Origin of the sequence: Geothrix sp. 21YS21S-2 (assembly GCF_030846775.1) — a bacterium.
GTDB lineage: Bacteria > Acidobacteriota > Holophagae > Holophagales > Holophagaceae > Mesoterricola.
Genome location: NZ_CP132910.1, coordinates 4,585,855 through 4,610,100 on the forward strand (window position 1 = coordinate 4,585,855; position 24,246 = coordinate 4,610,100).

19 protein-coding genes are annotated in these 24,246 nt (G+C 70.3%); 7 read left to right on the forward strand and 12 right to left on the reverse strand.

All coding sequences use genetic code 11. From position 1 onward, the window contains the following. Positions 1-1,299 carry an acetyl-CoA C-acetyltransferase gene (locus RAH40_RS20200; protein ID WP_306599433.1) on the forward strand — a complete coding sequence of 433 codons (1,299 nt, stop codon included), beginning with the start codon at positions 1-3 and terminating at the stop codon, positions 1,297-1,299. Further along, positions 1,299-3,338, forward strand: a complete 2,040-nt coding sequence (locus RAH40_RS20205; RefSeq protein WP_306599434.1) for a 3-hydroxyacyl-CoA dehydrogenase NAD-binding domain-containing protein — start codon at positions 1,299-1,301, stop codon at positions 3,336-3,338. Before RAH40_RS20200 ends, RAH40_RS20205 begins: the two co-directional genes overlap by 1 nt. A 10-nt stretch (positions 3,339-3,348) precedes the next feature. Here the strand turns inward: RAH40_RS20205 and RAH40_RS20210 are convergent, their stop codons facing one another. From RAH40_RS20210 to RAH40_RS20240, 7 genes are all read right to left on the reverse strand, one after another. Next, complete coding sequence (locus tag RAH40_RS20210) at positions 3,349-3,693, reverse strand: hypothetical protein (RefSeq protein WP_306599435.1); 345 nt, start codon at positions 3,691-3,693, stop codon at positions 3,349-3,351. 139 nt (positions 3,694-3,832) lie between these two features. Next, positions 3,833-4,387, reverse strand: coding sequence for a hypothetical protein (locus tag RAH40_RS20215; protein ID WP_306599436.1), 555 nt, complete (start codon positions 4,385-4,387; stop codon positions 3,833-3,835). Between the two features lie 218 nt (positions 4,388-4,605). Further along, on the reverse strand, positions 4,606-4,974 hold the full coding sequence (locus tag RAH40_RS20220) for a cupin domain-containing protein (RefSeq protein ID WP_306599437.1): 369 nt from the start codon (positions 4,972-4,974) through the stop codon (positions 4,606-4,608). Positions 4,975-5,004: 30 nt separating this feature from the next. Continuing rightward, entirely contained in the window at positions 5,005-8,229 is a 3,225-nt protein-coding gene (locus RAH40_RS20225) for a glycoside hydrolase family 38 C-terminal domain-containing protein (RefSeq protein WP_306599438.1), read from the reverse strand. A gap of 12 nt (positions 8,230-8,241) precedes the next feature. After that, positions 8,242-10,689, reverse strand: a complete 2,448-nt coding sequence (gene ptsP / locus RAH40_RS20230) for a phosphoenolpyruvate--protein phosphotransferase (protein ID WP_306599439.1) — start codon at positions 10,687-10,689, stop codon at positions 8,242-8,244. Next, positions 10,686-10,985, reverse strand: a complete 300-nt coding sequence (locus tag RAH40_RS20235) for a PTS fructose transporter subunit IIB (protein ID WP_306599440.1) — start codon at positions 10,983-10,985, stop codon at positions 10,686-10,688. Before RAH40_RS20235 ends, ptsP begins: the two co-directional genes overlap by 4 nt. Continuing rightward, on the reverse strand, positions 10,982-12,010 hold the full coding sequence (locus RAH40_RS20240) for a PTS fructose transporter subunit IIC (RefSeq protein WP_306599441.1): 1,029 nt from the start codon (positions 12,008-12,010) through the stop codon (positions 10,982-10,984). The genes RAH40_RS20235 and RAH40_RS20240 overlap by 4 nt, the downstream gene beginning before the upstream one ends. A gap of 103 nt (positions 12,011-12,113) precedes the next feature. Between RAH40_RS20240 and RAH40_RS20245 the strand changes: the two genes are divergently transcribed. Both RAH40_RS20245 and RAH40_RS20250 read left to right on the forward strand, forming a co-directional pair. Then, on the forward strand, positions 12,114-12,941 hold the full coding sequence (locus RAH40_RS20245) for an AraC family transcriptional regulator (protein WP_306599442.1): 828 nt from the start codon (positions 12,114-12,116) through the stop codon (positions 12,939-12,941). Between the two features lie 17 nt (positions 12,942-12,958). Next, entirely contained in the window at positions 12,959-13,441 is a 483-nt protein-coding gene (locus RAH40_RS20250) for a hypothetical protein (RefSeq protein WP_306599443.1), read from the forward strand. A gap of 6 nt (positions 13,442-13,447) precedes the next feature. On the opposite strand, the gene RAH40_RS20255 is transcribed toward RAH40_RS20250, so the two are convergent. Genes RAH40_RS20255 through RAH40_RS20265 form a run of 3 tightly spaced genes read right to left on the reverse strand, consistent with a single transcriptional unit; the run spans position 13,448 to position 17,526 of the window. Beyond that, positions 13,448-14,929 (reverse strand): type II secretion system protein GspD, encoded by a 1,482-nt coding sequence (locus tag RAH40_RS20255; RefSeq protein ID WP_306599444.1) that lies wholly within the window; start codon positions 14,927-14,929, stop codon positions 13,448-13,450. 11 nt (positions 14,930-14,940) lie between these two features. Further along, positions 14,941-16,176, reverse strand: a complete 1,236-nt coding sequence (locus RAH40_RS20260; RefSeq protein ID WP_306599445.1) for a hypothetical protein — start codon at positions 16,174-16,176, stop codon at positions 14,941-14,943. 24 nt (positions 16,177-16,200) lie between these two features. After that, positions 16,201-17,526: a hypothetical protein gene (locus RAH40_RS20265; protein ID WP_306599446.1), complete on the reverse strand. Its 1,326-nt coding sequence runs from the start codon at positions 17,524-17,526 to the stop codon at positions 16,201-16,203. Between the two features lie 287 nt (positions 17,527-17,813). Between RAH40_RS20265 and RAH40_RS20270 the strand changes: the two genes are divergently transcribed. Continuing rightward, the gene (locus RAH40_RS20270; protein WP_306599447.1) at positions 17,814-19,400 is read left to right on the forward strand and encodes a hypothetical protein; all 1,587 of its coding nucleotides are present in this window, start codon (positions 17,814-17,816) and stop codon (positions 19,398-19,400) included. Between the two features lie 3 nt (positions 19,401-19,403). Here RAH40_RS20270 and uraA read toward each other — a convergent pair whose 3' ends face one another. Both uraA and RAH40_RS20280 read right to left on the reverse strand, forming a co-directional pair. Beyond that, positions 19,404-20,705, reverse strand: coding sequence for a uracil permease (uraA, locus tag RAH40_RS20275; RefSeq protein ID WP_306599448.1), 1,302 nt, complete (start codon positions 20,703-20,705; stop codon positions 19,404-19,406). Between the two features lie 59 nt (positions 20,706-20,764). Next, positions 20,765-21,469 carry a 16S rRNA (uracil(1498)-N(3))-methyltransferase gene (locus RAH40_RS20280; protein WP_306599449.1) on the reverse strand — a complete coding sequence of 235 codons (705 nt, stop codon included), beginning with the start codon at positions 21,467-21,469 and terminating at the stop codon, positions 20,765-20,767. A gap of 54 nt (positions 21,470-21,523) precedes the next feature. Between RAH40_RS20280 and RAH40_RS20285 the strand changes: the two genes are divergently transcribed. After that, on the forward strand, positions 21,524-22,576 hold the full coding sequence (locus RAH40_RS20285; protein ID WP_306599450.1) for a bifunctional UDP-4-keto-pentose/UDP-xylose synthase: 1,053 nt from the start codon (positions 21,524-21,526) through the stop codon (positions 22,574-22,576). Further along, positions 22,573-24,246 carry a glycosyltransferase family 39 protein gene (locus RAH40_RS20290; RefSeq protein ID WP_306599451.1) on the forward strand — a complete coding sequence of 558 codons (1,674 nt, stop codon included), beginning with the start codon at positions 22,573-22,575 and terminating at the stop codon, positions 24,244-24,246. The genes RAH40_RS20285 and RAH40_RS20290 overlap by 4 nt, the downstream gene beginning before the upstream one ends.

Genomic DNA, 24,246 nt, shown 5'->3' on the forward strand with positions numbered 1-24,246 from the left:
ATGGGCGCCTATGCCGGAGGGAGGCCCGTCCACATCGTCGACGGGGCCCGCACGCCCTTCCTCAAGGCACGGGGCGCCCCGGGCCCCTTCCGCGCTTCGGACCTGGCCGTGGCGGCGGGCAAGGCCCTTCTCGCACGGCAGCCCTTCCGGCCGGAGGCCCTGGACGAGGTCATCCTGGGTTGCATCGTCCCCGGCCCCGACGAGGCCAACATCGCGCGCCTGCTCGCCCTGCGCCTGGGGTGCGGGAAGGCGGTGCCCGCCTGGACCGTGCAGCGGAACTGCGGATCGGGCATGCAGGCCATCGATGCCGCCGCCCTGGACATCGCCTGCGGCAGGGCCGAGCTGGTGCTCGCAGGGGGCACGGAGGCCATGAGCCACTCCCCGGTGCTGTTCAGCGACGGGATGGTGCGGGTGCTGGCGGACCTGGGCCGCGCCCGGACCCTGTGGGCGAAGGTGAGGGCGGCAGCCCGGTTCCGGCCGGCGCACCTCAGGCCCGTCATCAGCCTGGCCAGGGGCCTCACCGATCCCCTCACCGGTCTGAACATGGGCCAGACCGCTGAGCTGCTGGCCAACCGCTTCGGGCTCACGCGGGAGCGCATGGACGCCTACGCCCTGGCCAGCCATCAGCGCCTCGCCCGGGCCCAGGACGAAGGCCGCCTGGAGGAGCTGGCCCCCCTCTACGGCGACGACGGGACCTTCTACGACCGGGACGAGGGCCTGCGCCGGGAGGCGGACCTTGCGGGACTGGGGCGCCTCAGGCCCGCCTTCGATCCCCCCCACGGCCGGGTCACCGCCGGCAACAGCGCCCAGATCACGGACGGCGCCGCCTGCCTCCTCCTGGCCAGCGAGGAGGCCATGCGCCGGCACGGGCTCACCAGCCTGGGCCGGGTGGCGGACTGCCAGTGGGCGGGCCTGGAGCCCAGCCAGATGGGCCTGGGCCCCGTGCATGCCATGGGCCCCATCCTCCTGCGGAACGGCCTGCGCACCGGGGACGTCGACTACTGGGAGATCAACGAGGCCTTCGCCGCCCAGGTCCTGGCCTGCCAGGAAGCCTGGGCGGACCGCGCCTACTGCCGGGACGAACTGGACGCCCCCGCCTTCGACGCCATCGACCCCGAGCGCCTGAACGTGGACGGGGGCGGCATCGCCCTGGGCCACCCCGTGGGCTGCAGCGGAGCCCGCATCGTCCTGCACCTCCTCCACGTGCTCCGGCGGAACGGCGCCCGGCGGGGCCTGGCCAGCCAGTGCATCGGAGGCGGGCAGGGCGGGGCCATGCTCCTGGAACGGGAGGGCGCCTGATGTCCACGGCCTTCGACGGGTTCCGCCACTGGCGGGGGGAGGCGGGGGAGGACGGGATCCTGGACCTGGTCCTGGACCGGGCGCACGCCAGCGCCAACACCCTCTCCGCCGAGGTCCTGGAGGAGCTGGACCGGGTGCTGGACCGGGTGGCCGCGGGCGCGTGGAAGGGTCTGGTACTGCGCTCGGGCAAGGCCGGCGGGTTCATCGCGGGCGCCGACGTGTCCGAATTCGGGGGCCTGGCGGAGGCGGGGGAGGCCTCCGCGCGGATCGGCCGCGGCCAGGGCGTCTTCGCCAAACTGGAGGCCCTTCCCCTGCCGACGGTGGCCCTGGTCCACGGCTACTGCCTGGGGGGAGGCCTGGAACTGGCCCTGGCCTGCCGGTACCGGGTCGCCAGCGACGACCCCGGGACGCGGCTGGGCCTGCCGGAGGTCCTTCTGGGCATCCACCCGGGCTTCGGAGGGACCGTCCGCCTGGTGCGCCTTCTCGGACCCGTGGCGGCCCTGGATCTGATGCTCACGGGGCGGTCGGTTTCCGCCCGCAAGGCGCACGAACTGGGGCTCGTGGACGAGGTGGTTCCGGAGCGCCAGCTCCCCAGGGCCGGGCGGGCCGCCCTGCTGCGGGCCGCGCCGCCCCGGCGGGCTTCCTGGGCCCGGCGGCTTCCCGGGATCTGGCCGCTGAGGCCACTCCTGGCCCGCTTCCTCCGGGGCCGCGCGGCACGGCTGGCCCCCCCGGCCCACTACCCGGCGCCTTCCGCCCTCATCGCCCTCTGGGAGGCCCAGGCGAGGGCCCCGGAGGCGGCCTATCCGGCCGAGGCGCGGTCCGTCGCCCAGCTCGTCACCGGTCCCGCCTCAAGGAACCTGGTGCGGGTCTTCCAGCTGCAGGAGCGGCTCAAGGACCTCGCCCGTGGCGGCCATCCCCCGGCGCGGTTCGTGCACGTGGCGGGCGCCGGGGCGATGGGCGGCGACATCGCCGCCTGGTGCGCCCTCCAGGGCCTCCAGGTGACCATCCAGGACGTGGACGGCCCGCGTCTGGCCCAGGTCATGAAGCGCGCCGCCGAACTCTTCCGCCGGAAACTCAAGGACCCCCGCCTGGTGGCCGCGGCCCTGGACCGCATCGGCGGGGACCTCGCCGGCGAGGGCGCCGCCCGGGCGGATGTTGTCATCGAGGCCATCTTCGAGGACGCCGACGCCAAGCGGGCCCTGTACCGGACCCTGGAACCGCGCATGAGGCCGGAGGCCCTCCTGGCCACCAACACCTCCAGCATCCCCCTGGAGGAACTGGCCGGAGCCCTGGAGCATCCGGAGCGGTTCGTGGGCCTCCATTTCTTCAACCCCGTGGCCCGCATGCAGCTGGTGGAGGTGGTGTCCATGGCCTCCACGCCCGCGGGCGTCTCGGAGCGGGCCATGGCCTTCGTGGGCGCCATCCGCCGCCTGCCCCTGCCCGTACGGAGCACCCCGGGCTTCCTGGTGAACCGCATCCTCATGTCCTACCTCCTGGAGGCGGTGGCCCTGGAGGGGGAGGGCGTGCCGGCCCACGAGATCGACCGCGCGGCCCTGGCCTTCGGCATGCCCATGGGCCCGGTGCTCCTGGCCGACACCGTGGGGCTGGACGTGTGCCTTTCCGTGGCCCGGATCCTGGGGGCCAGCTTCGGGTGCGCGGTTCCCCGGCGCCTGGAGGAGCTGGTGGCCGCAGGCCGCCTGGGCCGCAAGACCGGACGGGGCTTCTATGACTACCGCGGCGACCGGCCCCGGATTCCCAAGGCCTCCCTGCCCACGCCGGGGGGCCCCGTGGAGCAGCGGCTGGTCCTGCGCCTCCTGAACGAGGCGGTGGCCTGCCACCGGGAACGGGTCACCCTGGACGCGGACCTCCTGGATGCCGGCATGATCTTCGGCACCGGCTTCGCCCCCTTCACGGGGGGCCCCATGAACCACAACCGGAACGAAGGGGCCGAGGTCCAGCGGGCCCGCCTCGAGGGCCTGGAGCATCGCCTCGGCAGCCGCTTCGCTCCGGACCCCGGCTGGCGGAGCCTCCCGGATTGAGGCGCGCCGATCAGATGCGGTTCGCCGAAGTAAGATGCCATTTCCCGTCCAGGCTCTGGTACGCCACGAACTCCCAGTCCATGGTCCCCTCCTCGTCCAGCACCTTGGCCACCAGCTTGACGTTGATTCCGGCCACCACCTGGGTGTAGGCCCGGGTCACGTCCAGAAGGGTCAGGTTGGGGAGCTTTCGCTGGAGAAAACCTTTGGCTTCCAGGACCTGGGGTTGGTCGACGGGGGTGGGCCGGTAGTCCCCCACCCGGAGGACGTCGCCGGGCCCATCGGCAGGCCGGGCCGGGGACTGGGCGGAAAGGGAGAGGACGGGGCATAGGATGGCTGCGAGAACGGATGGGTTCACGGGGGTGCTCCAAGAAAGGCGGGGCCGTCGTTGCGGCGATCAGGAATATTTAATTTATTTCCAACGCGAATCGAGCCTGCGACTCAATCCGCACTTCAAGTTTGGGGGACTTCATTGATCTTGTCAATAGATCTATAAATTAGTTCGTTGGTAATTCAACAGGTTCAAATGAAGGTAAAAAGGAATACGACTGCCCGAACGCTTTTATTCCTTTGAGAGATGCGTGATGAATAATGATGTTCCCACTTCCAAGCGTGATGGCATCCATGACGTATTGTTTGATGGCTCCATCATCCGATCGGTCCATGGGGGGCCCCACGTGGTGGTCCACAAGCTGGATCGAGATGTTCGGCGCCGACAGGAACTCGACGCTTGCCACATATTCCGCATAGAAGCCGAACGCGTCCTTGAGCAGGAAATCCCGGAAGAGGTAGCCCCCGCTGCGGTTGAAGATCACCAGGAACCGCCCCTGGGGAGGCAGGGTGACGCTCTCCCCGACCTTCGCCAGTTCGGCCTGGACCTTTCCCGTGAACTTGTCCAGGAGGGTCAGGGACCCCCTGCCGGGCTTCGCCCCCTCCGCGAGGGCGAGGGTCCAGGGCTGGCCCGACCGGTTCACGAGCTCCGTGCGATCCTGCCCCCAAAGCCCGGTTGCCAGGCCGATAACGAGCGGAAAAATGCGGATCGAAGGCGGCATGCGTGGACCCGTGCGCGCGGATGACCTGGAATGCTTGTCCCGCAATGGCATGAGAAGCCGAAGGTGTGAGGGCGAGGCGTTCATGCTGTTTCGGCACGGCTCCGGATGGGTGGGCGAGGTCGCCAGGGCTCCATGACCGGCCGTGGGGCAGGGATCCAGCACGGCGTCGCCCGGGAGCGCCCCGCTGCCTGGCATACCCCACAATATGTATTATTAATTTATTTGCACAAGGGGGATTTGGCGTCCTGCCGGGTGAGGAGGCCGAACAGCACGAGCCGCTCCCCGGAGTCGTTCACCAGCCCGTGGGAGTGCCCCGCCTTCAGGATGAAGAGATCGCCCGGGCCCACGGGGAACCGTTCCCCGTCCAGGATCCCCGTGCCGCGGCCCTCCATGATCAGGTAGAGTTCGTCCGTGTTGGGATGGGGATGCTCGCCGATGCTGGAGCCGGGCTCCAGCACGGTGCGCCCCGCGGCCAGGACGCCGTCCATGGCGCCCTGGCCGAAGTAGTCGCCGCTCAGCGCGGGTCCCGTCCCGCCCCGGATGGCCAGCTTGGGTTCCATGGGCAGGTCGGAACATCTGCGGATCATGCGTTCTCCAGATCCACAAGTATACGGCCGTCAGGGCCTGGAGAACCTCGCCTGGAAGGCCGCGTCCCGCAGGAGCTCCGGGAGGAAGGGACGGAGGGAGGCGCCGCCGGCGTTGTCCACCGTGGCGGCGGTGGCGGCGAAGACCTTCACGTTGCGGTCCCGGGGCAGGGTCAGGGTGGCCACGCCTTCCGGGATCTCCACGGGAACGGAGAACATGTAGCTGTACTCGTACACCCGGTCCTCGCCCTTGGCGTGGAGGTGCGAGGCCCACCATGCCGGCCTGCCGGGAGCCAGGAACGCGGGATCCAGGCGCACCAGGGCGTTGTCCACGCTGTAGGTCTTGTCGGAGACCTCGCCGTCGAAGACCCGGTTGTCCCAGGACCCCACGTAGCCGGTCCAGGCCGGCACGGGCACCGTCACGGCGGAGGGGCCCGCGGTGAACACGGCGGTGGTGTTGCCCGCGGAGGCGGCCATCAGCAGGTGCACCCGGCGCGCGCCCGCGGGCAGGGCCAGGGTCTGGCCGTCGCAGGCGACGGCATTGGGGCTGCGGGGGGCGCGGGGGCCCATCCGGAAGGTGACGCCCGCGGCCTGGACCGAATCCTCGATCATCTCGGCGGGGTAGCCCGTGAAGGCCCCGTCCATGGCGCCGTCCTCGCGGTGGCCGTCGGTGGTGAAGGCCTGCAGGTTGAAGGGCAGGTCCAGGGGCGTGGAGGCCGGGGCCGCCAGGGCCGCCGGCGCGTCCAGGCGCAGCCCGAGGGTGCGCAGCTGGTAGGGCTTGAAGGCCAGCTGGAGGGAGCCGTCCTTCACGGCCACGGAGCCCAGGGGGCGCTCCAGGCCGTCCAGTTCGCGGGCCGCAAGGACGGGGCCGGCGGCCTTCAGGGCCACGGACGCGGCGGCGCCGTCCAGTTCCTGGAGCCGCACCACGATGCCCTCGCCGTCCTCGGCGCGCTTCACGGCCTGGATGGCCACCTGGGCCCCCGAGACCTGCAGGAGGCTGAAGGCCCGGCCCAGGGGCCCCGCGTGCGGGGTGGCCTGGAAGGCCTCCAGGGGCCGGTCCTGGCGCTGGGCCAGCCAGGGGCTGCCGGCCTTGCGCCAGTCGCCCTTGTGCCCGGCGATGCCGTAGGTGAAGGCGTGCCGGCCCCAGTCCTGCCAGCGCTGCTCCCGGTAGTCCTTGTCCACGCCGGGCGTGTAGAGGAGGGTCAGGCGCAGGGTGTGGTCATCGGGCTTGTCGGAGCCGTACTTGGCGCCCGTGAGGACGGTGACGCCGTAGTCGCCCTTGGCGTCGGTGAGGTCCATCCAGCCGTGGGTGGGCACCTCGTACTTCTTCGGGTCGTTGTTGCCCCGCTGGATGGTGCCCAGGTCCCAGTTGTAGGTGGCCTGGGGGTTGGACACGGCCAGGGGCAGGTCGGCCTTGAGGGAGCTCTGGGAGGACTTCCAGTCCACGAGGTTGGCCACTTCCACGCGGTCGCCGCCCTGGGTGAGGCTGAAGGTCTGCTGGAAGCGCGAGTCCTCCGACTCCCGCTCCACCTGCAGCGAGACGCGCACGGGGCCGTTCTCCAGGACCGTGATGCGCGCGGGGCCCGAAACGAAGGCCCGGGCGGGTTTCTGGCGGTCGGTCCAGTCCATGTTCCAGGCCGGCCACCGGGAGGGCTTCTCGTGCTGGAAGGCCAGGCGCCCCGGCCCCGACAGGAGCTCGCGGCGGTTCACCTTGTCGTAGATGCCGCCGAGATCGCCGGAGTCCAGGACCGTGACGCGGTAGCGGGCGTTCTCCAGCACCCGGGCCGTGACGGAGAGTTCCCTGCCTTCGGCGGCCGGACCGGCCTGGAGGCCGAAGACCGCGAAGCCCACGGAAGGCACCTTGGCCCGGAAGATCACGTGGCGCTTTCCGTCGGCGCCCACCGTGAGCTGGGTGGGCAGCTTGCGGCCGGCCCCGTCGGTTGCGACGAGGTTCCCGGCCCCGGCCAGGGCCGCGGGGACCAGGGCGTCCACCACGTCCTCCCGGGCGATGCCCAGGGGATTGAAGACCACCAGGGGCACGCCCGCCACCCGCGTGTCCAGTCCGCGCGTGACGGCGGCGACTCCGTCCTCCAGGCTCCCCTGGAAGGCCTTGGCCGCCAGGAGCTCGTCGTTCCAGGCGTATTCGTAGCTCTTGGGCAGGCAGGTGCCGGGCAGGATGTCGTGGAACTCGTTGCGGAGCATCAGGCCCCAGGCCTTCTCCAGCGTGGCGGCGGGATAGGGGGCGGCGCCCAGGAGGTGGGCCGCGGTGCTGGCCTTTTCCGCCGCGTCCGCCAAGAGTTCGTTGCGCCGGTTCAGGTGCTTCATGAAGGCCTGCGAGGAGAGCGAACCTGCGGAGTGCTCGATGAGGAGGAGGTCCCCGCGGTAGGACGGGAGCTTCGCCTTCTGGGCGTCCGTGATGGCGTTGAACATGAGGTCCGCCCGGCCCGCGACGATGTTCACGGGGCCCTTGGCCTTGAGCCCGGCCCAGAGGGTGGCCAGGGAATCCGGGAAGGGCGATCCGCCCTCGTCCCCGTTGCCGTTGTAGAGGTAGTCCACCTTCAGGCCCGAGGCGGCGCCGTTGGCGTCCAGGCGCTTCACCCAGGCCTCCCCGTCAAGGGGCGCGGTGAGGTGGGCGTCGTAGGTTCCCGCGTTGAGGGCGGCGACCACGGAGTTCCCGTCGGGACCTTCCCACCGCCCCACGTTGAAGGGGATGCCCGCGGCGGAGTGCCACGTGAGCTTCTGGGTGGAGAAGCCCTTGAGGCCGCAGTGGGCGAGGATGGAGGGCAGGGAGGCGGGGAACCCGAAGCAGTCCGGCAGCATGAAGTCCGAGCTCTCGGTGCCGAATTCCCGCTTGAAGAAGGTGTGGCCCACCAGCAGCTGGCGGATGACGGACTCCGAGGCGGGCACGTTCACGTCCGATTCCTCCCAGGCGTTGGAGGAGGGCCACCACTGGCCCTTGGCCACGTAGCCCTTGAGGCGCGCGTACTCGGCCGGGTAGTACTCCTTGATCAGCTGGTAGCGCCCGGCGCCGGACCAGTTGAAGACGTATTCCGGATGCTCCTCCATGATGCGGAAGTTGTCGTAGAGTGTGTTCCGGAGCATCTCCCGGACCACCAGGGGGTAGGCCCACCGCCACTGGGTGTCCAGGTGGGAGTAGTTGGCGACGAAGAGGGTCCGGCCCTTTTCGAGGTCCGGCGCCGCGGCGATCAGCGAAGCCAGGGACGTGGTGAGGGAGGCGGCGAGGAGGGTTCTGCGCATGGGTTTTTCCTGTCAGACGGGGGTGATGACCTGGCTCAAGAGGTGGGAGAGGATGGCCTGGGATGTGGGCGCGCTGCGAAGGGCGTCGCGGAAGGCCTCGTCCATGAGCTTGCGGGCGAGGCGCGCGAAGATGCGGAGGTGCTCCTGGCCGCCGTCGTCGGCCGGGGTGGCCAGGAACAGGAGGCAGTCCACGGGGAGCCCGTCCAGGGAGCCCCACTCGACGGGTTCCGCCAGGCGCAGGACGGCCAGGGACGGGGTCTCCACGGCGAAGGACTTGCAGTGGGGCACCGCGAAGCCGAAGCCGACGCCCGTGGCGTAGGTGAGCTCGCGCTCCCAGGCGGCCTCCTCCAGGGCCAGCGGGTCCCGGGCCCGGCCCAGGGCCGCCATGCGCTCCGCCAGGAGCTTGATGGCCTCCTCCTTGGTGGCGCAGGATGCGCGGGCCTCGATGAGGTCCAGGGTGACCAGCTCGGCGGCCTGCGGGTTCCCGGCGCGCTCGCGCAAGAGGGTCTCCACTCCGTCCGCGTCGTCCGAGTCGAGGGCGCGCACGGCCAGGGCCCGGCACTGCCCGGAATCCAGGTGCGCCAGGGTCCTCCGCGCCTCCGGCAGGAGGGCCGGGGCCATGCTCAGCGTGCGGAAGCCGAGTCCGACCAGGAGGGGCAGAAGCCAGGGCCGGCCCGCCATCTCGCCGCAGAGGCTGACGGGGCGCCCGGAGGCCTCCGCCACGATGCGATCCAGCACCCGGAGCGTCGCCGGGTGCCAGTCGTGGGAGGCCTTGGCGACCCGCGCGTCCCCGCGGTCCGCCGCGAAGAGGTACTGCACCAGGTCGTTGGTCCCGACGCAAAGGAAGTCGGCCTCCCGGGCCAGGGAGGCCAGGTTCAGGGCCGCGGCGGGCACTTCCACCATGATGCCCAGGGGCAGGGGCGCCCGCATCACCTCGGCCATCAGCGCGCGCACCGCGCGGATCTCCACGGCCTCGGCGACCATGGGGATCATGAGGCGCAGGTCCCCGTGGGCCGCCGCCCGCGAAGCCGCGCGCAGCTGCGTCCGCACCAGCTCCGGGTGGACCGCGTACCAGCGCACGCCGCGGCGCCCCAGGTAGGGGTTGACCTCCGGGGGCAGGGGCAGGTAGGGCAGGGGCTTGTCGCCGCCCACGTCCAGGAGCCGGAGCACCACGGGCCTGCCTTCGGCGGCCTCCAGGACCTGGCGGTAGGCCTGGTACTGCTCCTCCTCGCCGGGGGCGGACTCCCGGTCCAGGAAGAGCATCTCGGAGCGGAAGAGCCCGATGCCCTCGGCGCCGCACGCGAAGGCCGGGCCGGCCTCCGGGGCGCCCAGGATGTTGGCCTGGAGTTCGATGCGCACGCCGTCGGAGGTGAGGCCGGACTGGGGGGCCGGCCGGCGGGACCGTTCGCGGGCCTCGATGGCGTAGTAGGCGTCCAGGGCCGGGGGGGGATCCGGGATCAGGAGGCCCCGGTCCCCGTCGACCGTGATCCGCTGCCCAGGCGGGAAGGCGGGTCCTTCGGCCCCGGCCACGCAGGGGATGCCGAAATTGCGGGCCAGGATCGCCGTGTGGGAGGTGGCGGCGCCCTCGGCGAGCACCAGGCCGCGGACGAGGCTGCGGTCCAGCGCCAGGAGCCGGGAGGGGGTCAGGTCGTGGGCCACGACCACGCAGGGGCCGGGCAGGTCCAGGACGTCCGGCGCGGCGCCGGTGAGTTCGGCCAGGAGCCGTTCGCCCAGGTCCTGGACGTCCAGGGCCCGCTCCTGCAGGTAGGCGCTGCTGGAGGCCAGGAGCCGGGCCCGGGCCCACCGCACGCCCCAGTCCACGGCCGCGGGGGCCCCGTGGGCGAGGCCCTCCTCCATCACGCCGATCCACTCCTCGTCCTGGAGCATGGCGGCCTGGGCCTCCAGCACCGCGGTGCGGGCGGGATCGCCGGGCTGGGCCGCGGCGGCCCGCAGGGCCCCGAGCACCTTGGCCAGGGCGGCGTGCAGGGCCAGGGAGGCCCCCACGGGGTCCAGGCAGGGCCCCTGGGCGATCTCGGCCTTGGGGGCGTGGGCCAGCACGGCCGGGCCCGAACCCACGCCGGGGGCCACCGGGACGCCCTCCCGGAAGGCGCAGCCGGCCCGGGCGAGGATGCGGTGGATGGCGATGCCGGCCCGGGCTCCGGGCTGGGCGGCCTCGCCCGGCGTGTCGCAGGCCAGGAAGGCGCCGTGGATGAATTCGGCCAGGTCCGCCAGCGCCTTCTCCCCCTCGGGGCCCTCGGCCAGGATGCGGCAGGGGTCCTGGTGGCGGGTGTCGGTGGCCAGCAGGCCCAGGAGGTTGCCCAGGGGCGCGCGGGCCCCGGTGCGGTCGTTGATGAACATGCAGTGGGCCTCGAAGGCCAGGGCCCGGTCCCGCAGCACGGCCGCGGGCCGCGCGTGGAGCCCTCCGGGGAGGGGGAAGGGGAACGCGGCTTCCCGGGTCATTGGAGGCGGCTGAAGATCTCGGCGGGGTTCCGGATGGCCTGCTGCACCGGCACTTCCAGGATCCGCGGGACGGCTGCGAAACGCTCCCGGCCGGTCACGGGGATGTCCGCGGCCAGGATGAGGACCTCGGCGCCCTCGATGTCACTTTCCGTGAGGCGGTTCTCCACGCCCATGGCGCCCTGGGTCTCCACCTTGACCTGGTGCCCCAGCGCGGTTCCGGCGCGCTCCAGGCACTCGGCGGCCATGTAGGTGTGGGCGATGCCCGTGGGGCAGGCCGTGATGGCGATGATCTTCACATGGCCTCCTTGGGCTTTCCGGCCCGGACGAGATTCATGGCGACGGCAACGGCGAGGGTGCCCGCCAGGATGGACGCGAGGTACCACAGGCGGTGGTCCACCACCGGCATGACGATGAGGCCGCCGTGGGGGGCGTGGTCGCCCACCCCGCCCAGCATGGCCAGGACCGCGCCCAGGGCGGAGCCGCCCATGATGACGGGGATGACCCGCAGGGGGTCGGCGGCCGCGAAGGGGATGGCGCCCTCGGTGATGCCGATGGTGCCCATGGCCAGGGCGGCCAGTCCCGACTCCCGCTCCTGGGCGCTCCAGCGGGAGGGGGCCAGCAGCGTGGCCAGGCCCAGGCCCAGCGGCGGGATGCAGATGGCCGCGGCGCAGGCGCCCATGACGGCCACGTTGCCCTCCTTGATCATGGCCACCCCGAAGAAGAAGGCGGTCTTGTTCACGGGGCCGCCCATGTCGAAGGCGATCATGGCGCCCAGCACCAGGCCCAGGAGGACCTGGTTGCCGCTGCCCAGGCTCCGCAGCGCGTGGCCCATGAAGACCATGAGATCCCGGATGGGCGCGCCCAGGAGGCCGTACATCAGCAGGCCCACCGCCACCGAGGAGAGCACCGGGATCACGAGGATGGGCATGATGGGCCGCAGCAGGCGGTTCACGGGAATCCGCTTCAGGAGCATCACGGCGCCCCCGGCCAGGAGCCCCGCGATGATGCCGCCCAGGAACCCGGCGCCCACGGTGTTGGCCACGAAGCCCCCCACGAAGCCCGGGACGAGGCCGGGCCGGTCCGCCATTCCGAAGGCGATGTAGCCCGCCAGCACCGGCACCACCAGGGTGAAGGCCGCCGAGCCGATGTCCAGGAGCAGCTTGAGGAGGGGGGCGTGGCTGAAGTCGGGCCCCAGACCGGGCCGCATGGGCGCGAAGGCGATGGAGAAGGCGATGAGGATGCCCCCGCAGGCCACGAAGGGGATGACGTGGGAGACCCCGCACAGCAGGTACTGCTTGAGGTGCTTCAGGACTTCGCGCATGACCGCTCCAGGGGGGACATGGAGAGCATAGGGGGTCCCCGGACACTCCGGATAGCCGCACTTCTGGCAGACTGTTAGCACTTTCTGACACTGGACCGGACTCATGCCCGAACTCACCACCTTCGCGCCCACCGCCCTCGAGGAAGCCTGGGGCCTCTACGCCACGGCCGTGGGTTCCATGGAGGGGGTCATGGGAGCGCCCTCCGGAGGCTGGCGGCTGCTCTACCTCGTGCGCGGGGAGGCGCTGCTGGGACGGCACCGCCTTCGGGTGGAGGCGGGGGAGGTGGTGCTCCTGGACGGCCGGGAGGCCTGCGACCTGGTCCCCGATCCCGTGCGGGGCTGCACCTTCCACCACGTGGATTTCGGCGGCGCATGGATGGAGCGGTGGGCGGGACTTGACCTTTTCGGAACCCCTCCCCGGGTGGTGCGGGCCGGGTTCGACGAGGGCCTCCTGGGGGCCATCGTCAAGCTGAGGGAGCTGGCCCGCAACCCGCCCCCCGGGGCGGGGCTCCTCATGGCGGGAGTCCTGGGGGACCTCCTGGCGAGGCTGGAGATCGCCGGGCGCCAGGGGGGGGCCGAGGGCCGCCGGGGGCGCCTGGTGCGCGACGCCCGGCGCATCCTGGCCGACCCCGCCGGGGACCGCCTCAACCTGGAGGCCGCCGCCGCCGAGCTGGGGGTGAGCTACTCGTGGTTCCGGCGCAGCTTCCGCGCCCAGACGGGCCTGGCTCCCCAGCGCTACCGCCTCCTCCTGCGCCTGGACCGGGCCTGCCGGATGCTGGCGGATTCCAGCCTCACCGTGGGCGCCGTGGCCGAGGCGCTGGGCTTCAGTTCGCAGGCGTACTTCGCTCGCATGTTCCGCCGGGAGACGGGGCTCTCCCCGACGGTCTGGCGCTCGAAACGCGTGAACCTGGGAGGGGATTCCGGCATCTGAATGGCAAGGAGTTCCCCATGGGTTCGAAGGTGTTGAGGATCGCAGCGGTGGCTGCCCTCGCCGCGGCTGCGGCGTTCGGCGCGGAGCGGACGCTGGTGCTCGTGCAGGGCAAGGCCGTTCGGAATTCCGCCCGGGTCAAGGCCTGGTCCTTGAGCGAGAACGGACTCTTCTCCCTGCCCAGGGAAGGGGAGTTCTTCCGGGTGCCTCAGGGCCGGACCCTCGTGATCACCGAGGTCGCCTTCACCCTGCGCGGGAAGGTGAACAGGTCCGCCCGGGCCCTGCGGCTGGGCATCATCCTGAAGCAGGGCAACACCAGCTACGACCTGGCCGGGATCACCACCCGCCTGGAGTCCCGCCTCACCGCCAACATCGTGGGCAAGCGCTTCTCGCCGGGCCTCCTGGTGCCCGCGGGCGCCGAGGTGCAGGGGGAGCTGTCGGAGCTCGAAGCCGGGGGGACCCCGGTGGTGATGGACGTGAACCTGTACGGCTACTACCAGTAGCCGGATCTACGCCCCGGGGGCCTCGGTGACGGTGAGGTTCACATCGGTCCTGGGCGGCGCGTCCTCCACCAGTTCGGGCGTGAGGATGATCATCAGTTCCGATTTGGAGGACTCCTTCAGGGTGCTTGCGAACAGGTGCCCCAGAAGGGGGATCCGGGAAAGGAAGGGCACCCCGTTGCGGCCTGAATCCGTGTTCTCGCGGGTCAGTCCTCCCAGCACGAGGACTTCGCCGCTGACGGCCTTCACCGTGGTCTGCGCCTCCGAGGTGATGACGTTGGGGACCTGGGCGCCGTTGACGGTGGTGAAACCGGCGACGGCGGTGACCTGCGGGTAGAGGCTCAGGACCATGTCGTTGTCCAGGCCCACCTGCACGCCCACCTGGAGATACACGCCGACCTTGGCCTCCTGGACCCCATAGATGGCGGTACCGTTGCTGCCTTCCCTGCCCTTGAACTCCGGGTAGGCGTACTTCCTGCCGTCGAGGAGGAAGCTGCGCTCGCCGTCCAGGATCGTGAGGGTGGGGTTGGAGATGGTCCTGGCGATGCCCTTCTGCTCCAGGGCGTTGAGCGTTGCGTTGACCACCAGCGGCGAGTGGGCGAATTTCCCCATCCGGAGCCCGTCCACCAGCGTTGCGGTGCTGGTGGAAGGCGCCGCGCCGGCGGCGTCGACGTTGACCCGCTCCGTGGCCTTGAGGTCGACGGAGTTCATCCAGTCCACGCCGAGGTTGAGGGAGGCGCTTTCCGAGAGGGTGATGACCTTCACGCTGAGGCGCACCATCTTCCTGGGCCGGTCGAGCTTCTGGGCCAGGGTCAGGGCCCGGCGCACCAGGTCCGCGGGGCCGGTGATGACCACGTCGTGGGTGCGGTAGTCCTTGTCCGTGGCGCCCAGGGCCTTGACCTGCCCCGCCTGGGATTCGCCGCTGGAGCCCTCCTTGAGCTCCGGCGACAGGAACACGGGGCCGGCGACGGCCTTGATCCCGGGCAGGAGGCCGGCGAGGGTTCCGGCCATGTCGCTGGCCTTCACCCGCCGGCAGCGGTAGGTGGCGTCCAGCTCGGCCTCCCCGGCCTGGGGATACCTCAGGCGCAGGTCCATGGACATGCCCACGGCAAAGCCGTCGTCCACTTTGCGGAAATCCAGGCCCCCCGCGGCCAGGATCTGGGCCAGGGCCTTCTCGAAGGGCAGATCCCTGAAGCTCACGTTCACCAGCTGCCCGGGCATCTCCAGGATGACCATGGGCCTTCCGCTCTTGAGCGCGAGGGCCTTGAGCAGGACCGTCACCTCCTGGCGGTTGGCGTCCAGCGAGTACCGCGGGCCCGGGCCGGCGGCAGGGGAAGGCCCGCTGGGGTTCACCACCGCGAAGGGCGGGTTCTGTCCCGGGTCGAAGATGGACCTGGCGAGGGGCGCGGCCTGGGGATCCTGGGACGCGAGGCGTCCGAAGGCGAGCCCGGTCAGCAGGATCGCGCGGGGCAGGGGGGTGCGCAGCGGCATGGCGAAACGCCTCAGGGAGCCCTGAAATCCTTGGCGGGATCGGGGTTCGGAGATTTCGGAACGGTCGTGCAGAAGAAGCCGAGGATCTGGGCGCCGCTGGCGGTGAGGGAGAGCCTGCCGTTCCGCACGACCGCCTTTTCCACCGAGAACGGTCCCAGGGCCTTGATGGGAGCGGGGCTTCCGCCGGACCAGGCGCCCGTCAGGGCGAGGTTTCGCGACAGCAGGATGCCGGTGACCAGAAGGGGCATGATGCCGGGATCCCGGTCGGCGGGGTTGCCGGTGGAGACCATGGTGAACCCGCTGCTCTTCCAGAGGCGCCAGCCGGAGCTCTTGAAGATGCCCGCGTCCAGCCAGGGGCGGGCGAAGTTCACCCGCTTGGTGTCCATGGTCAGCGTGACGGAACCGAGGAAGTCGGGAGGCAGGGCCGGGGCCGCGCCCGCCGTCTTCTCGAGCGGTACGGCCAGGTTCGCGGGGGCCAGGCTCTTTTCCGTCTGGGTCAGGCTGAAGGGATTCCAGCCTTCCGCCTTCAGCCAGGATTCCGCGGGCGGGGAGCAGGTGACGGAGAACCACTCCTCACCATGGCCATGGTTCGACCAGGCGGCCAGTTCGGAGGTGAGGTTGCTGAACAGGGCCTTGACGTTGGCGTTGTAGTGGGTCTCCAGGTCCTTCTGGGCGTCCTCGATGAGCTTGCGGTGGCCCTTTTCCTCCAGGTCCCGGGCGGCCTTGTCAACCGCTCGCTGGAGGTCGGCGGGCACGGCCTTGCCGGTGGCCTTCTGTTCGGTCCGGGCCAGGGTGAGGGCGTCCATGGCGGAGGCCCAGGCGGCCTTGCAGGCCAGGTAGGCCGCAAAGGCCGGGGTGGGCTTGCCGGGGGCCCTCCTGTCGTAGATGAGGCGGCGGGCCTCCAGTGCTTTCTGCTTCCTGGCCTGGTCCACGAAGTTGGTGATTTCAGCCGAAGCCAGGATGGTCCGGTAGGTGGAGGAGAGCGTCCGGCTTCCGGTGGTGTAGTAGCGGGCGGGAAGGGGGATCCTGTCGGCCAGGCTGGCCACGTGGAAGGGATCGGAGAGGAAGTCGTCGGTGACGGCCACGCCGGGGTGGGCCAGGAGGAGGAAGTCCCCCTTCTGGCCCAGGGCCTCGCCCGCGGAAAAGGATTCCGCCAGCTTGGCGTAGACCTTCTCCACGAGGGCGGTGTCAGGGCCGGCCAGCAGGACCGGCGCGGCGGCGAGGAAGGTGGCGGCGAGGCGCTTCATGGGTTGGGTCCGGGGCGCGAGAGGCTACTTGACCCAGGATGCGGGAGAGCGGTCGGGAGCGGTGCCGATGAGGCCCAGGATCTGCACGTCCGGAGCGCTCACGCCGGTGGCCGTGAAGGTGGTCGAGGACTTCCTGCCTGCCTGGGTCTTGTCGTAGCCGCCCGCGAGGGTGAAGGGGCCGAGGCCGATCCTGGCCTTCACGGACATCTTGTTCTGGTATTCGCTCATCTCGGCCGCGCTCAGGGTGGTGTCCAGCCTGAGGTCCTTCACGAGAAGCAGCGCGGTCGTGAGCACGGGCATGGCGCAGGTCCTGTCCCGGTTGGTCACCAGATTGCCGAAGGAGATCTCCTTGAAATTCACCGTCGCCGGGAGCTTCCAGCGGTCGTTCTTCAGGACCAGGTCGTCGAACCAGCTCCGGTAGATGTTCACGCGCTTGACCTTGAAGGTGATCTTGAGGTCCTCGTGGTCCATCAGGGCCGAAGCGCTGTAGTCCGTCTTGGAGAAGGCGCCGTCGAGGCTGAACCAGGAATGGGAGCCCTTGACGCTGGCATTGATGGCCTCACGGCTCATCTTGTTCTCGTCGACCTTCTTGGCGTAGTCGAAGCTGATTTCGGTCCAGCCGTCGTTCGTCTTCCAGTCCTTGGGCTGGGGGTAGAAAAAGGTGTTGAAGTTGTGATCCACGGTGGCCATCTGCAACCGCTCGTTCAGCGCCTGCCAGTAGGCGTCGCCGCTCTTGGCCCCCAGGCTCCGGAGGATCTGGGTCTGCCTGTCGTACTCGATCTTGCCGCCTTCGTTCTCCCATTTCGTCATGGCGGCGGCCTTCTTCTGCTTGTAGATGAAGGGGGCCTCCTTGCCGTTCTGGGCCGCGGCCTCCTCATTCGCGAGGGCCTCCCAGTAGGCGTCCCGCAAGGCCTCGTACTTGCCGACCTTGGCCTTGTCGTTGACGTAGGCCTTCGCGGCCTTCAGCTGGGCCTCTTCCGCCGCGGTGAGGCTGACCTTTTCGGTGGGCTGGGCGTTCTGGGCGATGGCCCTGAAGATCGTGGAGTACCGCATGTTGCCATTGGCCACGTAGTTGGGGTTGGCCATGGGCACCACGTCCACGATGTCGTTGAGCATCACCTTCTGGTCCCGGCTCATCTCCGAGAAGTCGTCGGGCAGCATGGTCCCGGGGCGCTGCAGGATGAGCATGCTCTTGGAATTGTTGGCGCCGAACAGCAGGTTGTTCATCTGCATGTAGAGCTTGGTCATCCCGTCTTCGGCCTTCCTGGAGGCTGGCTTGGACTGCGCATCGGCCTGGGAGCCTGCGGCGAGCAGGCAGATGACAAGGGGGGTCAGGACCTTTCGGATCACGGAGAACTCCATTGATGGGGGTTTGCGGCCCTGGACCTGGAAGCGAGGGGCCTGGGGTGGGAGGTGCGGTTGCCCGTTGAAGGTTGGCAAGTTGATACCCAAGGTAGGAAAGCGGCGCGGTTTGTCAATGAATCATTGATAATTTGAAATCGCCAATCGGGTGTTTTTATTACTTAATGCCCGCTGTGATTGAATTAGTATCTTGCCCGGCGTTCTACATCGGATAAATTATAAATTGACTTTCGATCCATGCCGCCCCCCCCGGGGCCCTGATCCGGGTTACGACCATGCATTCCCTCCTCCGCTGGCTGTCTGGCCTTGCCCTCCTTGCCCTGCTGGCCTGCGGCGGGGACCCCGCGACCCTTGCGGTCACGCTCCGGGGTCCCGTGGACCCGATGCCCAGCCCGGGCGCGGCTGTGCGCCTGGAAGCGAAGCTGGACGGCCACGGCGCTGCGTCCGGGGAGCACACCTTCGAATGGCTGAAGGACGGCGAGGTGCTTGCAGGGGCCACGGGTCAGGTCCTCCTGCTGGACCCCGTGGCCCTGGAGGACGCCGGGTCCTACCAGGTGCGCGTGGACGGGGGGGGCGAGGATCTCGTGTCCGAGCCCTACGACCTCCTCCCGGCCGATCACGCCTGGATCGTCACCAGCGCCGCGGACGACGGGCCCGGCACCCTCCGGGAGGTCCTGCAGGCGGCCGAAGGGTTCGACGGCGTCGTCGGCATCCAGTTCGGCCTGCCGCAGGACGAGCCGTGGACCATCCACCTCCAGAGCGGCCTTCCCCCCATCGCGGCCAAGGTCCGCATCCTGGGCCCCGCCCGCCGGACCTTGACGGTGGACGGGGGCGGGGCCCACCGTCCCTTCGCCGTGGACGGGGGCGACGTGGTGCTCGACGGGTTCACGGTGGCCAACGGCCTGGCCAAGGGCGGGGACGCCCCGGGCGGAGGAGGCGGGGCCGCGGGCATGGGGGGAGGCCTGTTCATCAACGACGGCAACGTGCTCCTGCGCCGCATGACCTTCTCCGGCAACCGCGCCGTGGGCGGGAACAGCGGCCCCGGCAGTGACGGCGAGAACGGCGGCGGAGCCGGCTTCGGCGGCGACAGTCCGCCCCTGGGCGGCAAGGGTGCCGACGGCGGGTGGCTCCTGGGCGTCGGGGGCGAAGGCTGCCTGGACGGCGTGGCCACCACGGACAGCGGCGGCGGCCCGGCCGTGGACGGCGATGGCGCCGGAGGCGGCGCGGCCCGGGGCGGCCTGCTGACGGATCCGGTGTCCCTCTGGGCGGACAACCTGCCCGGAGGCCCCGCCACGTTCGGCGGAGGCGGCGGGTTCAGCGTGGGGCCCCTGGGCGGGGGCGGCGACGGCGGCTTCGGCGGGGGCGGCGGCAGCAGCGGAGGCAGCGCCTCGGGGCTGTTCCTGCCCGGGGCCGCGGGCGGCGCCGGGGGCGTCTTCGGCGGCGACGGCGTGCCTGGCGACGGGGTCACCGGGGGCCGGGGCGGCGCGGGCGGCGCCATGGGCGGCGCGGTCTTCCTCCGGTGGGGCGACCTCGACCTCCGCGGCTGCACCTTCAAGGACAACCGCGCCCTGGGCGGCGAAGGGGGGGACGCCGGAATGGGCAAGGGCGGGGCGGTGTTCATCTACGGGTACGACTACGCGGCCCCCAAGTCCTCCTTCTACGAGGAACGGCTGCGGGCCCAGGCCTACGCGGGAAACCTGGCCTCCGACCTGGTGGAGGACCCCTCCTTCGACAACAATGACTTCTATGTGGCCCAGACCCTCCTGGCCTTCAGGAAGCTGGGTTCGGCCATGGACCTGAAGTACCGGGTCTACAAGCTGGACCTGAAGATGGGCCTGAAGGTGCGCGCCACGGCCCCCTGACGGCTATTCGGGCTCGGGGGCCGCCGCCGGGGCGGGGGCGCACATCTCGCCCACCCACACCACCAGCCCGAGCAGGATGGCCACCACGGTGGCCAGGGCCATGCCCTGCAGCGCCACGTGGCCCAGGGTGATCTTCGCGCCGCTGATGCCCACCACGAAGGTGACGGCGGTCAGGATCAGGTTGGCGGGCCTGGTGTAGTCCACCTTCTTCTCGATGATCATGCGGATGCCCGCGGCGGCGATGACGCCGAAGAGCAGGAGGCACACGCCGCCCATGACGGGGCCGGGGATGCTGCGGATGACGGCGCCGATCTTGCCCACGAAGGAGATGACGATGGCGATGCAGGCCGCGCCGCCGATGACCCAGACGCTGAACACGCGGGTGATGGCCATGACGCCGATGTTCTCGCCGTAGGTGGTGTTGGGGGTGGCGCCCGTGAGGCCGGAGAGGACGTTGGAGAGGCCGTCGCCCAGGAGGGAGCGGTGGAGTCCGGGGTCCTTCATGAGGTCGCGGTCGACGATGTTGCCGGTGACCACCAGGTGGCCGATGTGCTCGGCCAGCACCACGAAGCAGGCCGGGAAGATCATCATGATGGCCTGGAGGTTGTAGACGGGCTTGTAGAGGTGGGGCACGGCGAACCACGGGGCGTTGTGGATGGCGGCGAGGTCCACCAGGCCCAGGTAGAGGGAGATGCAGTAGCCGGCCACCACGCCGATGAGGATCGGGATGATGGTGAAGAATCCCCGTGCGAAGAGCGAGACCAGGATGACGATGGCCAGGGTGGACAGGGACACCACGAGGCTCAGGCCGTGGGGCAGGGGCGAGGTGGCGGGACCCTGCACGAGGCCGGCCATCTGCGCGGCGGTGGGGGCCAGCTCGAGGCCGATGATGGCCACCACGGCGCCCATGGCGGCGGGCGGGAACACCACCTCCAGCCAGCGCGTGCCCACCTGCTGCACGATGAAAGATATCAGGATGAAGAAGAGGCCGAAGACGATGAAGCCGCCCTGCGCGGCGGCGTAGCCCCCCAGGGCCGGCACGGCCAGCACGGCCAGCACCGGCGCGATGAAGGCGAAGCTGGAGCCCAGGTAGGCCGGGATCCTCCCGCGGGTCACGATCAGGTAGACCAGGGTGCCCACGCCGTTCATGAGCAGCGAGGTGGCGGGATCCACGTGGAGGAGGAAGGGCACCAGCACCGTCGCGCCGAACATCGCGAAGAGATGCTGGAGGCTGAGGGGGATCGTTTCGAGGAAGGGGAGCTTCTCCTCGACCTGGATGATGCGCGGTCCCGTGCCTGTGGCCATGAGGTCTCCTATGAATGTTGATTAACCTTCATCTTCTCATCGGATCCCTGCCCGGTCCCTCAGAAAAGGCGGCCCGTGAGGGCGGCGACCGCGGTCTCCACCCTGAGGATCCGCTCCCCGAGGTTCACCGGCCTGCACCCGCTCCGGGTGAGCATCTCCACCTCGGCGGGGATGAACCCGCCCTCGGGGCCGATCACCAGGGTCACGGGGCCCCCGGCGTCGCGGGGGCAGGGCCCGGGCACGCCCGGATGCGCCAGGAGCGGGAGGGTGCCCTGGAGAATTCCGGGGAGCTCGCCCTCGGCGAAGGGCCTCAGGAGGCGGCGGAGGTGCAGCTCCGGGAGGATGGTGTCCCGGGCCTGCTCCAGGCCCAGGATCCGCTGCTCGAGAAGGTTCTCCTCCGAAAGGCGCGGGCTCTTCCAGTAGCTTTTTTCCACCTTCCAGGCGTTGACCAGGAAGATGCGGGCCGCCCCCAGGCTCGTGGCGGCCGCCAGGGTGCGGTTGAGCACCTTGGGCCGGGGCAGGGCCAGCACCAGGGTCAGGGGCAGCTTCTGGGGCGGCGGCCGGTCCAGGACCACCTCCAGGTGGAGGCCGTCCTCCAGCGAGGCCACCCGGCCCCGGCCCACGGATCCGCCCAGGAGGCCCACCACCAGCTCGTCTCCCACGGCCGCCCGGTGCACCTCCAGGACGTGCCGCTCCCTGCGCCCATGGAGCCGGACCCGGCCCGGAGCCGTGAAGTCCTCCTCCCGGAGGAGCACGAGGTTCATGACCGTCCCATGGCGACCTGATAGACTGGACTGTTTTTGTGAACGGAGCTCATTGTGAAAATCCTCATCCTTGGCGTGAACGGATTCATCGGGTCGCATCTCGTTGGCCGCATCCTGCGCGACACCACCTGGGAAGTCTATGGCATGGATCTCGGCAACCACAAGGTCGCCGAGTACCTGGACAACCCCCGCTTCCACTTCCGCGAGGGCGACATCAGCATCAGCAAGGAGTGGATCGAGTACCACGTGAAGAACTGCGACGTGGTGCTGCCCCTGGTGGCCATCGCCACCCCCAAGGTCTACGTCACCGACCCCCTGCGGGTGTTCGAGCTGGACTTCGAGGAGAACCTCCGCATCGTCCGCCAGTGCGTCAAGTACAAGAAGCGGGTCGTCTTCCCCAGCACCTCCGAGGTCTACGGCATGTGCCCGGACGCGGAGTTCGACGAGGAGACCTCGGCCCTGGTCACCGGCCCCATCCCCATGCAGCGGTGGATCTACTCCACCTCCAAGCAGCTTCTCGACCGCGTCATCTGGGGCTACGGGTTCCGGGACAACCTCCAGTTCACCCTGTTCCGCCCCTTCAACTGGATGGGACCCAAGCTCGACAGCCTCAACACCGCCAAGGAGGGCTCCAGCCGCCTGGTGACCCAGTTCGCCTGGAACCTGTTCAACGGCGAGCCCCTCAAGCTGGTGGACGGCGGCGCCCAGCGCCGCTGCTTCTGCGACGTCGAGGACGCCATGGACGGCCTCATGAGCGTGCTGCGCAACGAGGGCGGCAAGGCCGACGGCAAGATCTTCAACATCGGCAACCCCGCCAACGACCATAGCGTGCAGGACATCGCCGAGCGCATGCTGGAGATCTGGAAGGACCACCCCTTCCGCCTGGAGCGCAACATCCCCCTGTCGCACATCGTGCAGGAGACCAGCGGCGCCTTCTACGGCAAGGGCTACCAGGACGTCCTGGTGCGCACCCCCAGCATCCGGCGCATGCGCGAGACCTTCGGCTTCGATCCGAAGATCGGCATCAAGGAGGCCCTGCGCAAGGCCATCGACTTCTTCGTGGAAGAGCACAAGGCCATGGAGAAGATCGTGGAGACCGAGGGTTGACGAAAAAGGAACGGGGCACCCTCCTCTGGATCTGGCTCTTCCTCGGCCTGGTCCCGCTCTTCATGCGCCCCCTGTGGGAACCTGACGAGGCCCGCTACGCCGAGATCCCCCGGGAGATGCTCGCGAGCGCGGACTGGCTCACGCCCCGGCTCAACCAGGTCCTCTACTTCGAGAAGCCGCCCCTCCAGTACTGGCTTTCCGCCCTTTCCATGAAGGCCTTCGGCCTGCACGCCTTCGCGGCGCGCCTGCCCCTGGCCCTGGCCACGCTCATCACCCTGTGGTGCGCGTGGAAGCTGGCCACGCGCCTGGGGGCGCGCCAGGCCACCTGGGCGGCCTTCATGGCCGCCACGGCCGTGCTGGCCTACGTCTGCGCCCAGGTGCTCACCCTGGACGCGCTCTTCTCCGCCTTCCAGGTGCTGGCCCTGGTGGCCGGCATCGAGGCGGTGGCCGCGCGTTTCGAGGAGCGCCCCGCCACCGGCTGGAGCCTCCTGGCCTTCGGGTCCATGGCCCTGGCCATGCTCACCAAGGGGCTGGCGGCGCCGGTGCTGGTGGGGGGGATCCTCATCTGCTCGCTGCCCTTCGCCTGGTCCGCGCCCCGCATGCGCTCGGCCCTGCTGAGGACCCTCCTGGACCCCCTGGGCTGGCTCCTCTTCGCCGCCGTCGCGGCGCCGTGGTTCGTCCTGGTGGAGCGGGCCAATCCGGGCCACGCGAATTTCTTCTTCATCCACGAGCACTTCGCCAGGTACACCAGCCACGTCCACGACCGCGCCGGTTCCAAGAACCCCGTCCTCGACAAGTTCTACTTCACGGCCTTCCTGGCGGTGGGCGTCCTGCCCTGGCTCGGCGCCTGCGTGACGGGCCTGCGCCGGGGCGTGGCCTTCCTGCGCCGGACGTCGGGCCCCGTCTCCGAAGGCGCGCCCCTCATCCGGTGGACCGTGGCCACCGTCATCCTGGGCGCCGCCGTCCCGCTGCTCTTCTATAGCCTCTCGGGCTCCAAGCTGCCCCCCTACATCCATCCCGCCATCGTCCCGCTCCTGGCCCTGGCCTGCGCGCTGGAGAAGGAGGGGGAGGAATGGACCGCCCTGGCCCGCGCCGGAAGGGAGCTCCTGGTGCTCGGCGTGCTGTTCCTGGCGGCGCCCTTCATCGTCAAGGACCTCACGGGACCCGCCTGGATCCTGGCCCTCGGCGTGGCCTTCCTGGCCATGGGCTGCTGGGGCCTGCGGCCCAGGGCGCTCACCGGACCCAGGTTCATGGCGGGCCTGGGCGCGGCCCTGCTGCTGCTCACCTTCGCCGCCAGCCGGGTGGCCCCGCCCACCAAGGACGCCAGCTCCCTGATCCGCAAGGCCCCGGCGGGGGCCCAGTGGATCAGCTGCGGCGACTACTACCAGGTGCTGCCCTTCCTCACCGGGGAGCGGGTGGTGGTGGTGGCGGGCACCGGCGAGCTCGCCTACGGCCGGGACCACCTGGATCCCGGCACCCGCGCGCGCTGGTTCCAGGAGGATCTGGACCAGCTCCTCCCCATGGCGCAGCGCCTGCGCGCCGAGGATCCCTCCCGCCCCGTGGCCGCCCTCATCGACCGCTGGGCCTGGCGCGACCTGCCCGAGGACCAGAAGGCGGCCTTCCAGGTCACCGTCCGCACCGACAAGAACCTCCTGGCGGTTCTGAGGTAG

What these genes read in the sequence shown, in the direction of transcription:
- ptsP (WP_306599439.1), bottom strand. Translation starts at nt 10,689, where the DNA reads ATGACCCGGGAAGCCGCGTTCCCCTTCCCCCTCCCCGGAGGGCTCCAC.
- RAH40_RS20225 (WP_306599438.1), bottom strand. Translation starts at nt 8,229, where the DNA reads ATGCGCAGAACCCTCCTCGCCGCCTCCCTCACCACGTCCCTGGCTTCG.
- RAH40_RS20205 (WP_306599434.1), top strand. Translation starts at nt 1,299, where the DNA reads ATGTCCACGGCCTTCGACGGGTTCCGCCACTGGCGGGGGGAGGCGGGG.
- RAH40_RS20200 (WP_306599433.1), top strand. Translation starts at nt 1, where the DNA reads ATGGGCGCCTATGCCGGAGGGAGGCCCGTCCACATCGTCGACGGGGCC.
- RAH40_RS20245 (WP_306599442.1), top strand. Translation starts at nt 12,114, where the DNA reads ATGCCCGAACTCACCACCTTCGCGCCCACCGCCCTCGAGGAAGCCTGG.
- RAH40_RS20270 (WP_306599447.1), top strand. Translation starts at nt 17,814, where the DNA reads ATGCATTCCCTCCTCCGCTGGCTGTCTGGCCTTGCCCTCCTTGCCCTG.
- RAH40_RS20255 (WP_306599444.1), bottom strand. Translation starts at nt 14,929, where the DNA reads ATGCCGCTGCGCACCCCCCTGCCCCGCGCGATCCTGCTGACCGGGCTC.
- RAH40_RS20220 (WP_306599437.1), bottom strand. Translation starts at nt 4,974, where the DNA reads ATGATCCGCAGATGTTCCGACCTGCCCATGGAACCCAAGCTGGCCATC.
- uraA (WP_306599448.1), bottom strand. Translation starts at nt 20,705, where the DNA reads ATGGCCACAGGCACGGGACCGCGCATCATCCAGGTCGAGGAGAAGCTC.
- RAH40_RS20240 (WP_306599441.1), bottom strand. Translation starts at nt 12,010, where the DNA reads ATGCGCGAAGTCCTGAAGCACCTCAAGCAGTACCTGCTGTGCGGGGTC.
- RAH40_RS20250 (WP_306599443.1), top strand. Translation starts at nt 12,959, where the DNA reads ATGGGTTCGAAGGTGTTGAGGATCGCAGCGGTGGCTGCCCTCGCCGCG.
- RAH40_RS20215 (WP_306599436.1), bottom strand. Translation starts at nt 4,387, where the DNA reads ATGCCGCCTTCGATCCGCATTTTTCCGCTCGTTATCGGCCTGGCAACC.
- RAH40_RS20280 (WP_306599449.1), bottom strand. Translation starts at nt 21,469, where the DNA reads ATGAACCTCGTGCTCCTCCGGGAGGAGGACTTCACGGCTCCGGGCCGG.
- RAH40_RS20260 (WP_306599445.1), bottom strand. Translation starts at nt 16,176, where the DNA reads ATGAAGCGCCTCGCCGCCACCTTCCTCGCCGCCGCGCCGGTCCTGCTG.